The organism is Desulfonispora thiosulfatigenes DSM 11270 (assembly GCF_900176035.1).
Taxonomy (GTDB): domain Bacteria; phylum Bacillota; class Peptococcia; order Peptococcales; family Desulfonisporaceae; genus Desulfonispora; species Desulfonispora thiosulfatigenes.
On sequence record NZ_FWWT01000012.1, the window covers coordinates 44,960 to 57,693 of the forward strand.

Below are 12,734 nucleotides of genomic sequence, written 5' to 3' on the forward strand. Positions count from 1 at the left end.
TAAAAAAAGAAGCTAATCATTTAGCTTCTGCAAATAATCTATAAATCTTTACTTTTCCCCTCTTTTTTTAATTAAATTAAACAAGGTTTTAAATATAATCACCAACACTAAAAATAAAGGGATTCCTATGAATGCACCCAGTAATCCAAGTAATTTCATACTTACAATTATTATAATAATGACGGCTAAGGGGTGTAAATTTAATTTATTTCCCATAATTTTAGGTGTAATTATATTTCCTTCTAACTGTTGTACTATTATAGCAGTTATTGCTATTTTTATTACCAGTCCAAAGTCTATAGTAAGCGCTACAAGTATAGCAGGCAGTATCCCTAAAAAGGCACCTAATATGGGTATAACTGCGGTTATAAGAGAAAAGGATCCCATGAGTAAAGCATTTGGCATACCAATAATTAAGTAGCCAATAAACATTAAGCTTCCAATTATTGCAGCTACTAAAAGCTGTCCATTTATATATGTGGATAATACATCATCCGATTTTTTAAACATGTCTTTTATTTCAGGCTTGTATTTTCCAGGAACCTTTAAAAATATCTTTTCTTTAAAATACTTATCATCTTTTAAAAGATAGAATAACATAAAGGGAATCAATACTAATTGAGTGGTGAAATCCCCCACGCCAGAAAATATACCCGTTGCGTTTGAGGCAATACTAGTTACTAAAGTTTTAATGTTATTATTTATTTTTTCAAGGATATTTAAATCTGGGAGAACTTCATGAAGTTTCCCATTTAAATACTCTTTATAATTTAATAGCTTATCTTGGTTTTTTATAAAGGCATCTTCAAATTGATCCTTTATTACCTCTCCACCAGATATAGTAATAACCATTATAATGATTAAAACAATTAATATAGTAATTAAGGATGCAATTCCATCCTTTTTTATGAATCTAAGTAATAACTTTTTTAAGGGTCTCAAAGCATAATAAAAGAAACCACCTATAATTATAGGTATAATAATTATCCCTATAATTTCAAGTATAGGATGTATAATTGGTTGGATTTTCATAAATAACATTATTATAGTTATAGTTATTAATATTTGAACCAATGTTTTTGTTATTTTATCATTCAAAACACGCACCCCTTAGGCCTAATTCAATTCTTAAAAGGTATACTAATACCCTCAACGGTAATTTTATCTTTGCCTCTACTCTTAGAAAGATAGAGATTGGTATCTACTTCAGCAATAATGTCATCAACATTCATTTCAGCCATTTTCTCAGAAGAAAATTGTGCTATCCCCACGCTAAAGGTTGGGTTGATATTAAGTTTTTTATTGCATTCTTCTTGGAATAGTTGGTAAATTCTTCGCAATGCTTTTATGAGTAAACCAGTAGAGGACCCGGTAGATACTAGCATGAATTCTTCACCACCAAATCTACCCAAAATATCTTTTTTCCTAGTATTGGCTGAGGCTGCAACACAAAAAATATCAATAACCTTATCACCTACTACATGTCCATAAGTATCATTTATAACTTTAAAATCATCAAAGTCTATCATAGCGATTGTTAAATTTTCCTTACCAGCTGTCAATAACTTCAAAGTACTTAAAAGGGAATATTTATTTGTTGTACCTGTAGCCATATCAAGTGATAATTGATTATTTAGAAGATCTTCATATTCCTTCTGCGTAGTAATATCTACAAATGATACTATAGCAAAAATATCTCCTTCCGAGACGATTTGTGATGCACTGATTTTAAACCATTTTTTCTGTTCTAAATCTTTAATCGTAAAGTTATGATCCATAACGGTATCAGGTATAGTTATTCCTTCATTAAGAACCGCCTGCACACCTGCTCTCATACCACAATGATTGCATATTTCTATATCTCCACAAATTTCATCTTGACCACTAACGATCGAACAATTGAATACATTTCCAAACCTTTGACCTTCAATAGCTTTTGGGGAGAGTTTAAACATATTAAACATATAATTATTCACACTACGCAAAGTAGTATCCTTATTAATAATAACAAGTCCAACCGGTGAGTTCTCAAAAACTGCCTGAAACATTTTCTTTGATTGTTCTGGCATGATATCCCTCCCTAAAAAATGCCTTCAATAATACATATCCTATCTTTTATCTCCTAATAACTTATAATTAATTATATTTAGACCATACTATTATTAAGATAATCTTTCAAGAGGTAATTATTAATATATTTGGGTATAATAAAACCGTAGAAAAACTTGTAATTTAAGTCTTTCTACGGTTTTCTCTACTCTATCACCTAAACTTGAGAGTCAAAAAGCTTTGAACCAGATGGAGTGTCTTCTTTTCTTACACCGGTTACAGTTAATATATCTTGAACAAGTTTCTTCGTTGCTACTAATAGTACGGCGAAGGCTCCAAATGGGATTACAGCTTTTAGATGATAAAGTGGAATAGGAACAGCATTTGTTGTCACTTGCTTTGTAAAAAATGATGCTTGAGCCGCATCTATTCCTTTTGTAATTAATACGTACAAATAAAGGAATGTAAGCGCATAAGTAGCAATATCACAAATTGCTTTAACCTTTGGAGAAAAGCTAGCATAAAAAACATCTAGCTTAACAAAAGCATCATTATTGAGAGCGTAGGCCCCAGATACGCAAGCCAACAAAACCATAGCGTACTGAATTGTTGTACCTATCCATAAGGAAGGTTTATTAAATGCGTATCTCATGATAACGTCAAATAATCCAAGGGACATACAGTATATAACTAGCACCCATCCAATTCTACCTAAGTATTCTGCCATAAGGTCTATTCCTTGCTCAACTTTACTCCAAAATTTCATTTTGCCTAATACACCTCCTTTTTAATACCTTTAATATTTTTACCGTTATATTTTGCCTTTATCTTTAAGGAATTGTGTCCAGATTTCTACTCCCTTAGCTGCCGCTTCTGATTTTTCAGCTGTTTTAGGCCATACTTTTTCTATACATCTAGCGCGCATTCTAGCTACTTCTTCATCAGATAAAGTAATTATCTCGCCACCACTTTCAACAAGAGTATCTAAAGATTTTTGTACACCCTCTGCGTGCATTTGACTAGTTTCAAAATAAGTTGACTTAAATACTCCCTCTATTTGTTCTCTTTGCCAGTCAGTAAGAGCATTCCATTTATCTAAGTTGATAAATGTTTCCTGATGCTGTTGTGGACACCAACCTGGAAGAATAGCATAGTCTACTACTTCATGGTATTTCATATCACTAGCACCACTTACATCCCATAAAGTACCTTCAATAGTACCTAATCTAATAGACATGTATATTTCAGAACCTGGTAGCGCAACTGGTACACCATCCATTGCTTCATAGAATATAGCTTGAGGGCCACCAGCTCTCATCTTATGTCCTTTATAATCTTCCCATTTCTGTACAGGGAATTTAGTGAAAGCAGCATTTGGCCCTTGACTAGTCCAGCCTCCCCAATGGACATTTCTTTCGTGAGCAGCCTTTTGGACAATATCTCCAATGCGATATTTGTCACCCCACATAGCTTCCCAAGCTTCTTCAGGAGTATCAGCACCCATTGCCATTCCATAAGCTAACATTCCTTCGGGCATTTCCCCACCATATACTGTTGCCCAACCTGCATATACATCTATCATTCCAGCTGCAGTAGCACTAAAAGCTTCATCACTACTAGTTATTGAACCTCCAGGAAGTAGCTCGATTTTAACTGAGCCTTGAGTTGCTTCTTCTACAGCTTTAACCCAAGGTACAACACCCGATCCCCAGCCAGCATCTGATGAATCAAAGCAAGGTTGCATTACCCATTTAGTTACTTCAGCAGGTGGGCCATCTTTAGGGTTTTTATCCCCATCCGCCTTTCCTTGTTCTGCAGTTTTCGGACTTTGTGAACAACCAGCAAATAAAACTAAACTAAAAACTAAAAGTAAAGCAAGTATTAATTTAGAATATTTTTTCATTTTTTAATATACCTCCCTTTATATTTTTGTCTTACTAGGATAAAGTAAATGGCAATTCTCTAATATCTTTGAAAATCACCTCCTCGTAACATCCTTGGTAATTGTTGAAATCAAAGTCTGGCAATTACCAGGGTAATTTTAAAGTATAAAAAGGAATTGTTTGAGTTTTTAAAATGAATATTCTACTTATTTCAAAGTAATCTTTTAATTAAAAACATAATTCGGTAACCATGTAGCTATTTGAGGAAAGATTATAATTAATATTAAAGCTACTATTTGTAGAGCTATAAAAGGAAGAACAGAACGATAGACTTCTCCCATATGGACATCTTTGGGCAAGATACTCTTAATCCAGAATAAAACAAAGCCAAAAGGTGGGGACAGATAAGCAATTTGGATATTAACAACAAATAATACACCAAACCAGAGTGGATCAAAACCTAATTGAGTAATTATTGGAATAAATAAAGGTGTGCATAACATGATAATAGCCCAGTCATCCATCATCATTCCCAATACCATGATAATGAGCATCATTGCAATTAAAACGCCAAATCTTCCTCCTGGCATCGCCAAGGCCGCGCTGGTAATTACCTCTTGACAACCTAAGGCACTAAATACATTAGTAAATAGATTAGCACCTATTAATATCCATAAACCCATTGCTGTTAGCTGAACCGTAGATACTAGAGAGGATTTCATGATATCCCAGGTTAATCGACGATATATAATATTAATAATTAAAGCACCACCAGCACCGAAAGCGGCAGCTTCTTGAGGTGTTGCTACGCCTAGCCAAATAACACCGAGAACGAGGAAAATAAGTATTATAAACGGCCAAATACTAAGTACTGCAGCAATCTTTTCCTTTTTAGAGAATGTTTCATCAGGTGGTGTAGGAGGGCCCATATGTGGCTGTAATTTACATCTCACACCTATATAAACTACATAAAAGGTAGCCAGCATAGCTCCTGGTATGATTCCACCTAAAAATAGAGAACCTATTGATACTTTGGCTAAAAGACCATAGAAAATAAAGGGAACACTCGGTGGAATAAGAGCACCTAAGGCTCCACCTGCACCAATTGCACCAATAGCTATTCCATTATGATATTTATACTTCATCATAGATGGATAAGCAATTTGCCCCATTGTAATAGTAGCAGGAGGTGTTGTTCCAGTGATAGCAGCAAAAAGAGTACAGATAATAACTGTTCCCATGGCTAATCCGCCATTTATATGACCGATTAATTTATATGCTGCTTCATAAGCAGCGTCAGCAATACCAGAATACCGAATTAAATTACCCATAAACAGGAAAAGGGGTATCGTGACTAGGACATATTGCCAAGGAGTATAAAAGAAGGCACTGGGAGCAGCTAATAAAGTATGTGGACTTAAAATAACTGCAAATAAAATTGCGGTACCTCCTAAACCAAGAGCAACAGGTAATCCTAAAAACAAGCTAATAAAAAGAATAATAAACATCAAAAAGGTTATCAACTCAACGCTCATTGTACTTTCTCCTTCCTAAATAATATTATGACTTGATTTGAGCTAATGAAATATTACAATTAAAAATGTTATAATAACTGTGAAATTTAATATTTTTTTATGTTATATCACCTCCTAAATATACTGATATGATTTCTTTAAAATCATATATCCTTTATTTAATTAATTTGTATTTCATTATATGTGGTATTTAAATAATGATGACAGTTATATAAAATATTTTAATCCATTGCATTAGTATCTTTGTCCTTCTGCTGTTTTTGAGCACTAAAAAACCGCCCCTTAAGGACGGTTTGCTATATTCATTAATAGTAAATGAGTGGATTCCATGATGTAATGTATTAACATTTTTAGAATATATTGAGCCCTATTTAGTTATTATCAGCAAAAAGAAGAGAGCATGACTTATTTTAAATGAATATAAAAAGTTAACTTCAAGCAATGGAGGATACTCAAAAGAAGCTTTAAATAAAAAAGAACTCTTCTACAAAAGATTCATGGATTTAAATCAAAAAGCACCCAACTTAGTGTACCGACCTCCAATTGTTAGATTTTTGGTCTAACTTTTGGGGGTCGGTACATAGTTGGGTGCATTTTTTATCAGCATTCATATACTCTTACATACTTAATTAAGGGGTGGATTCCAACCTGTTCGTGGCACTAAATATAAATGACGCGATATTTGCCCACCTAAGATAAGACTCATTTTGTAGTGTGCATCATTTCTGTAATTATCTCTTTTAACCTTAACAAAGCATTTGTATCATCAAAATTATCATCCACTTTTATCTGGGAGAGAATATTTATTATTTCAGGAAGATTAGCTTTCACTATTTGAGGGTATACCGCCTGACGATGTTTCTTCATAACCTTCAAATCTGTCGATTGCAAAACCTACTTCTCTTATAAAACCTTATATTGCTAAAATTCAAATGGATACAAGAAAGACATATCTAAATGTTAATCTATAGATGGGGGTGAAAAAATGGCTTATAAAATTTTACTCGTTGAAGATGATCCAGAATTAGTAGAAATCATCACAGATTATTTTGTGGAGAAAAGCGAAAAAGCCTTCAAGATAGATTATATCCAAAATGGTGCTGAGGTTTTGCCTAAATGTTATGAAAAGGAATATGATTTAGTGCTTTTAGATGTAATGCTCCCTAATGTCGATGGATTTACAATTTGCAAGGAGCTAAGGAAAAATAGCGATATTCCTATTATCTTTATAACTGCCAGGCATAACGAGAGTGATAGGTTGTATGGTTACAATTTAGGTTGTGATGATTATATTTCCAAACCCTTTTCCTTAGCAGAGCTTTTTGCCAAAGCTACGGCTTTAATAAAACGCTCCAAAGGTATGGTTAGAAGTGATGAAATAATGTCAGTTGGCAGAATAAAGTTAAATCCATATCGTCACACAGTTTTTGTAGATGATGAAGAGGTTATACTAGCACCAATGGAATTTACAGTTTTAAAAATGTTAATGGAGAATCAAGGTAAAGTTGTGACACGAGAAAGGCTTTTAATCCAAGTTTGGGGCTACGATTTTGAAGGTAATGAAAGAGTAGTAGATAATCATGTGAAAAAGCTTCGTAAATCACTCGGTAGTGCTGCCCAACAAATCAAAACTGTATTTAAACAAGGTTATAAACTGGAGGGATAAATATGCAAGAAAACCAGATGAAAAAAACTATCTACATAAGAACCTTTTCTGCCTTACTAGTCACATATTTAATTCTTATGGTAGTCTTTAGCACATTCCAGATATTACGGGAAAAACAAGTTGTAGAATTGGAAATGGGGACATATGCTTCTCAAATAAGTAATACTATTACAAACCTACTAAAGGATCATATTGGTAGCAATCTTCAAATTACCGATATATCTAAGGTAAAAAGTGAACTAATTGATCTAACTTCTTACTTCACGCATTCAGATACACAAATGGCTTTATTCACTGGTGATTATAATTTAATTTACCACACCAAAGATGATTGGCAGTGCGGTTATTCAGTAGATAAGGGAAATAACGAATTCTCCACTGTTGATGCTTATTTAAACCCCAAAGACTGGTTTAGTGAACAAGAGATAAAAGAAATTGAAGGCTATCTATATGCTAACCCCAAAGCTAAAAAGAAAGGTGACATTGCTGGATATTATGTTGATATAGAAGGTTTTTGGCTTGATGAAGAAATGATCATTCCTGATAAAGTAATTATATATCCAATGCTAGCTGATAGCTTTAATGAAAATGGAGATGTCGTTTCAGGTAGTGGAACTCCCACAGATGATATTTCATACTCTTCAGGATATGAAGACACTAGAGATTTGCCATATTTTAAACATGGCCATATACGTCCCGTTTATAATGATTACGGTAAGGGGGAAAAACAGACCGAATTACGTAATATGGTAAAGGATAAGGAAAAGCTTAAAACACATATTGAGCAGTTACCAGCAGTTACTTCTACTGAAATTGTAAAAATAGATTTATTAACATACCGCTATTACTTACCTATTCCTTATCAACATACGGTTACTATGATAGATAATAACAAACAATATAGCGAGTTTTGGACAGTTATTGCCCGTGATGTTAATTTATTAGAAAGAAGTGCTCCTACTTTAGCCTTTCTATGGCTTAGCTGTCTTATAGCATTTTTAACAGTGGCTTTTATACTTTCTAATCAAACTTATAAACTCTATAAAAGGCGGGAGGAACTTGAAAATAACCGTAAGGAAATGACCAAAGCATTAGCCCATGATCTAAAAACTCCCTTAAGTATTATTTCCGGATATGCACAAAATCTTATCGAAAATGTGCAAACAGATAAAAGAGAGCAGTATGCGAGTAATATTAAGACAAATGTAGATCGCATGGACAAGATTATCCTAGAAATGCTTGATTTATCTAAACTAGAAGCAGATTCGTTTTCGACCAAGCTAGAAAATGTATCACTGAATGAAGTGTCAAGCAAGATAATTAATCGTTATAGTCAAAATTGTACTGAAAAGCATATTACAACTCATCTTGAAGGTGATGGGGTTATTAAAGCTGACGCAGTATTAATTGAAAGAGTAATTGATAATTTCTTTGTAAATGCACTTGAGCATACCCCTAATGGCGGGATAATACGTATAAAAATATTAAGTGATAGACTTGAGTTTTATAATAGTGGTAGCCACATTCCAGAACAAAAGATAAACGAAATCTGGGATGCCTATAAAAAAGTTGATATATCACGAAGCCATACAAAAGGTACAGGTCTTGGCCTTTCTATTGCCCGAACAATTCTAGAAAAATATAAATTTCCTTATGGTGCTAAAAATAATGATGATGGTGTGGTTTTTTGGTTTAAGTTTAATCAGTAGTGAAAGCACTGGGGACAGTTCTTTTTGCTTTTTAAGTATTTATTAGTCTTTTCTATTAAATTTATCTTATGAACAGTATTGCTATTAATATCTAATAGTTTAGCTATTTGTCTATGGCTTAACGTACTTTTTGATAAAGTATTCTAACTTTTTTTTCTAAACCTTCTAGATTTTTACGAATTTGTTTTATAATTAATTAAACAGACCTAATAGGTCTGTTTAATTAATTATCTTTTTTGTCTATAGTAAGCCAGATTGATACAATTTAACTATTATTCAGAATATGCACCTTGGGGGTGTGCACTTTTGTTTTAGTGGGTGCAAAATCGAAAAAGGATGTGCATTTTGCTTTTGCTGTGTGCGTTTTTGGCTAATATTCATATATTCCTATATACTTGATTAAGGGGTGGATTTCAACCTGTTTATGGCAACACTAAATACTAATGTTGTCCATTTATTCTTTTTCATTTAATGATTCTACATACTCTTTAGCTTCAAGCAATCCTGTTCCAGAAGCAATTCTATATTTTTTAATCGCCTCAACTTTTTTTCCTTCAGAAAGAAGCTGTTTTAAATCATCTGTTATCGTATCAGATTCCCCTAATTGTTTAGCAATCCAATTTATCTTTTTATTTATACGTGTAATATCACTTTGCATTTTACCGATATAACCTATTAAAACTGCAAAAGCTCCTATTAATAACCAAATAATATTATCGTTCATAATTTAAATCCTCCCTAATTCCTTCTTTTAAACCCCGACAAAACTATTTATAAATAATGTGACTTTCATTTTTCTTTTTTAGAAATATAACATCGACAAAAGAAATACCAAAAGATAAACCAAGAGCATTAGAAAATGCTCTAAATAAATCTATATTTGAAGGTCTAAAAACATAATCAAAAACATAGTTAACAACTCCAAACATAGCAAACAAGGCAATAAACTTTAATAGTCTTTTCCGTATTTCAATCCATTTTAACCTTCTTGAATTTAAAATAGTAACGAAAGGAACATATAATATCATGAAGAAGGTTAAAAGTAAATATCATATCATGTATTTAAAAGCAAGGCACTATCTATATCTTTATAAACAATAAAAAGTGAAATTATAGTTCCAGTTATAAATAAGGTGTAAAAAGTTCTTGTTAAAACTAAGAATATATTCTTTTTCATTTTTTATCCTCTCTATACTTAAATTATCGTAAGTATTCTAGTTATAATTACAGTTATCGTGTTTCTACGGTTACTTTACACTTATCTACTTATATGAAAATAAGTATTTCTCCAAATAATTCCTATAACAGAGGTGAGTGATATAATTTAATCATTGCCTTTTCTGTTATTTATAAGGACTATATATCCACAAGTAATATAATAAATTAATATAGTAACTCCTATTGGCATTTCATTGATAATTTGCCCTGTTTCTTGTGTTCCCATATATATTAAATTAATCGCGGGTAATGCTCCCAATAAACCGCCCCAATATACATTCCTACTTAGAATAAAGCCACTAATAAAAAACAAAGATAGCCAAATAACAACAATGGGTGAAACAGCTCCAATACTCCAAGCAGTTACCGCAAAACCATAAAAAATTGTAAAGATAATAGCAGGTAGATAAAATATTGTTTTCTTCATTTCAACCCTCCATTACAATGCAAATACCTCCACCACCAAAAATCATAACCATAATAAAAAATGCCATGATTCCTAATACCTTTTTCATATTATGGACTTGAGTCAATATTTTAAACACAAAAAATAAGATATTTCATGCAACTGATTTTTCAAATTCATCAGGAGTCATAAATCCTATACTTCCATGAATTCGATTTCTGTTATACCAGCCTTCTATATATTCAAATAAAGCTAATTTTGCTTGTTCAAAGCTTAAATATGTTTTTTGGTAAACTTCTTCCTTTTTTAAAATTGAGTGAAAAGATTCTATCACTGCATTATCATAGGGGTTTCCTTTTGCGCTGTAAGAACGTCTGACATTATATTTATCAGTAGTTTCTAGATAGCTTGAACTAAGGTACTGACTGCCGCGGTCTGTGTGTATTATTACATCCCTTGGAGTTCCTTGACTGAGCATAGCATTATGTAGTGCATCGGTAACAATTTTCGAGTCCATGGAGCGACTAAATTCATAACCAATAATTTTATGTGAAGCTAAATCCATTATAGAAGCTAGATAGCACCAGCCATCACTTAAAGTATGAATATAAGTAATATCAGCTACCCATTTCTGATTAATTGTCTGTGCTTTAAAATCTTGTTTTAATAGGTTAGGTAAATTTTTTTCTTCAGGTTTTGAACTTTGAGGACGAAACTTCTTAAAAACCACAGCAAATAAACCTAAGTTTTTCATAAAACGCCCGATTCGCTTTAAACTAGGAGTTAAGTTTAATAAATTTTCTTTTTCATAATTTCTCGTATTTTGGGAGCACCATAACGTCCTTTAGATTGGTCAAACATCCTTTGGATATGCTCTTTAATTACTTTACTTTCTAATGAACGTTTTGAAGGTTTAACCTGTTTTAAGGCATAAAAAGAACTTCTTGAAAGACCTAAATCCTTACATATACTTTTAACGGGAAATATTTCTCCTAATTTATTTGCAGTCTCGAATAAGTTAGATCTACTTACTTTTTGGCTAATATGGCCATAGCCTTTTTTAATATTTCGTTCTCTTCTCGAAGTTTTGCCATTTCCTTTTGAAATGCTTTTATTTCCTGAGGAGTTACGGATTCATCAGTATCAACTTGTATAGGTGTAAGTTGCTTTACCCATCTTTGGATTGTTGCAGCTGGGACGCCATATTCGCCTTCAAGACTTGCATAACTACGTTCCGCCTAATTGTAGATATCAACAATCATCTGCTTAAACTCTTGATTATATCTACTACTTTTACTTTTTTTCATAATAGACACGTCCTTTCAAATATTTATATTATATCTCACTTTTCGTGTCTATGTTTTTATACTAACACTAAAAGGCTTCTTGTCACTAGTATAGACGAATGTCCAGAACATATTAATGATCGTATTTAGTTTACTCACTGGGAAATAATTTTTTATATGTAATATTAAAATATATATAGTTAATACTAATATTAAGACATTTATTTTTCGAGGTACTTATCATGAATATTCTCTCCCCAATTGAAATAGCTTATATTGCTGGCATCATTGATGGTGAAGGAACTATAACCTTAACTACGCATAAAAAGGGCTGTTATCCTTCTCCAACTATTACCGTTGCATCTTCAGATTATGAATTAATTTCTTGGTTGAAAAAAACTATAAATGCTGGTCAAATTATTAAAAAGAAAAATTATAATCCTGATAAACACAAGGATTCTTGGTCATATGTCCTTAAATATAATAATGTATTAACATTGTTAGAATATATTGAGCCATATTTAGTTATTGTAAACAAAAAGAAAAGAGCAGAACTTATTTTAAATGAATATAAAAAGTTAACACCTAGAAATGGAAGATATTCAGAAGAAACTTTAAATCAAAAAGGACTTTTTTATAAAAAATTTATGGAATTAAATTAAAAAGTACTTAGCCAATGCTAAGTACTTTTTTAATGGTGGAGGTGAGGGGACGTATTAATCCTATATTTCTATAGGTACTGACTATATCTTTAGCTCTTTGAGCTATCTGGCGTATTATGAAAGCTATATTCTTTTAACCTTTTAACCTTTTAACTTTCATCCTAGTACTCCATGTTCTTATGAATTTAGGAGCCTATAAGTCGATACAGAGCTGTAAGCTTTCGCCTCATACTCCTCGGTATTGCCATATCCATATAGGACTTAGGTTTCACCGATCAAGCCAAATTTTCCACTATCTGTCACCAGATAGGGCGACTCTA

The 12,734-nt window shown here is 32.3% G+C and carries 14 protein-coding genes; 3 read left to right on the forward strand and 11 right to left on the reverse strand.

The features are described 5' to 3' along the window. Positions 1 to 48 precede the first annotated feature (48 nt). The 6 genes from B8965_RS03255 to B8965_RS12420 all read right to left on the reverse strand — a co-directional run bounded on the left by B8965_RS03255 (position 49) and on the right by B8965_RS12420 (position 6,334). On the reverse strand, positions 49 to 1,098 hold the full coding sequence (locus B8965_RS03255; RefSeq protein WP_084052432.1) for an AI-2E family transporter: 1,050 nt from the start codon (positions 1,096 to 1,098) through the stop codon (positions 49 to 51). A gap of 23 nt (positions 1,099 to 1,121) precedes the next feature. Beyond that, positions 1,122 to 2,069 carry a sensor domain-containing diguanylate cyclase gene (locus B8965_RS03260; protein WP_084052433.1) on the reverse strand — a complete coding sequence of 316 codons (948 nt, stop codon included), beginning with the start codon at positions 2,067 to 2,069 and terminating at the stop codon, positions 1,122 to 1,124. A 197-nt stretch (positions 2,070 to 2,266) separates the two neighbouring features. Next, complete coding sequence (locus B8965_RS03265) at positions 2,267 to 2,815, reverse strand: TRAP transporter small permease subunit (protein ID WP_084052434.1); 549 nt, start codon at positions 2,813 to 2,815, stop codon at positions 2,267 to 2,269. A 45-nt stretch (positions 2,816 to 2,860) separates the two neighbouring features. Then, positions 2,861 to 3,952 (reverse strand): TRAP transporter substrate-binding protein, encoded by a 1,092-nt coding sequence (locus tag B8965_RS03270; protein ID WP_084052435.1) that lies wholly within the window; start codon positions 3,950 to 3,952, stop codon positions 2,861 to 2,863. A gap of 204 nt (positions 3,953 to 4,156) precedes the next feature. Further along, positions 4,157 to 5,467, reverse strand: a complete 1,311-nt coding sequence (locus B8965_RS03275) for a TRAP transporter large permease (RefSeq protein ID WP_084052436.1) — start codon at positions 5,465 to 5,467, stop codon at positions 4,157 to 4,159. A 702-nt stretch (positions 5,468 to 6,169) separates the two neighbouring features. Next, a complete protein-coding gene (locus B8965_RS12420) occupies positions 6,170 to 6,334 on the reverse strand; it encodes a hypothetical protein (protein ID WP_159446256.1) in 165 nt (54 codons plus the stop codon). A 118-nt stretch (positions 6,335 to 6,452) separates the two neighbouring features. Between B8965_RS12420 and B8965_RS03285 the strand changes: the two genes are divergently transcribed. Together B8965_RS03285 and B8965_RS03290 are read left to right on the forward strand one after the other, a co-directional pair. Then, complete coding sequence (locus B8965_RS03285; RefSeq protein ID WP_084052438.1) at positions 6,453 to 7,133, forward strand: response regulator transcription factor; 681 nt, start codon at positions 6,453 to 6,455, stop codon at positions 7,131 to 7,133. A 2-nt stretch (positions 7,134 to 7,135) separates the two neighbouring features. Further along, a complete protein-coding gene (locus B8965_RS03290) occupies positions 7,136 to 8,842 on the forward strand; it encodes a sensor histidine kinase (protein WP_084052439.1) in 1,707 nt (568 codons plus the stop codon). A gap of 454 nt (positions 8,843 to 9,296) precedes the next feature. Here the strand turns inward: B8965_RS03290 and B8965_RS03295 are convergent, their stop codons facing one another. The 5 genes from B8965_RS03295 to B8965_RS03310 all read right to left on the reverse strand — a co-directional run bounded on the left by B8965_RS03295 (position 9,297) and on the right by B8965_RS03310 (position 11,232). Further along, on the reverse strand, positions 9,297 to 9,566 hold the full coding sequence (locus tag B8965_RS03295; protein ID WP_084052440.1) for a 50S ribosomal protein L7/L12: 270 nt from the start codon (positions 9,564 to 9,566) through the stop codon (positions 9,297 to 9,299). Between the two features lie 43 nt (positions 9,567 to 9,609). Then, complete coding sequence (locus tag B8965_RS12730) at positions 9,610 to 9,870, reverse strand: hypothetical protein (RefSeq protein WP_242941918.1); 261 nt, start codon at positions 9,868 to 9,870, stop codon at positions 9,610 to 9,612. 26 nt (positions 9,871 to 9,896) lie between these two features. Continuing rightward, positions 9,897 to 10,019 carry a hypothetical protein gene (locus tag B8965_RS12910; RefSeq protein WP_278336324.1) on the reverse strand — a complete coding sequence of 41 codons (123 nt, stop codon included), beginning with the start codon at positions 10,017 to 10,019 and terminating at the stop codon, positions 9,897 to 9,899. A 147-nt stretch (positions 10,020 to 10,166) separates the two neighbouring features. Continuing rightward, positions 10,167 to 10,487: a hypothetical protein gene (locus tag B8965_RS03305; RefSeq protein WP_084052441.1), complete on the reverse strand. Its 321-nt coding sequence runs from the start codon at positions 10,485 to 10,487 to the stop codon at positions 10,167 to 10,169. Between the two features lie 133 nt (positions 10,488 to 10,620). Next, positions 10,621 to 11,232: an IS3 family transposase gene (locus tag B8965_RS03310; protein ID WP_278336328.1), complete on the reverse strand. Its 612-nt coding sequence runs from the start codon at positions 11,230 to 11,232 to the stop codon at positions 10,621 to 10,623. A 762-nt stretch (positions 11,233 to 11,994) separates the two neighbouring features. Between B8965_RS03310 and B8965_RS03315 the strand changes: the two genes are divergently transcribed. After that, positions 11,995 to 12,414, forward strand: coding sequence for an LAGLIDADG family homing endonuclease (locus B8965_RS03315; RefSeq protein WP_084052443.1), 420 nt, complete (start codon positions 11,995 to 11,997; stop codon positions 12,412 to 12,414). Positions 12,415 to 12,734 lie beyond the last annotated feature (320 nt).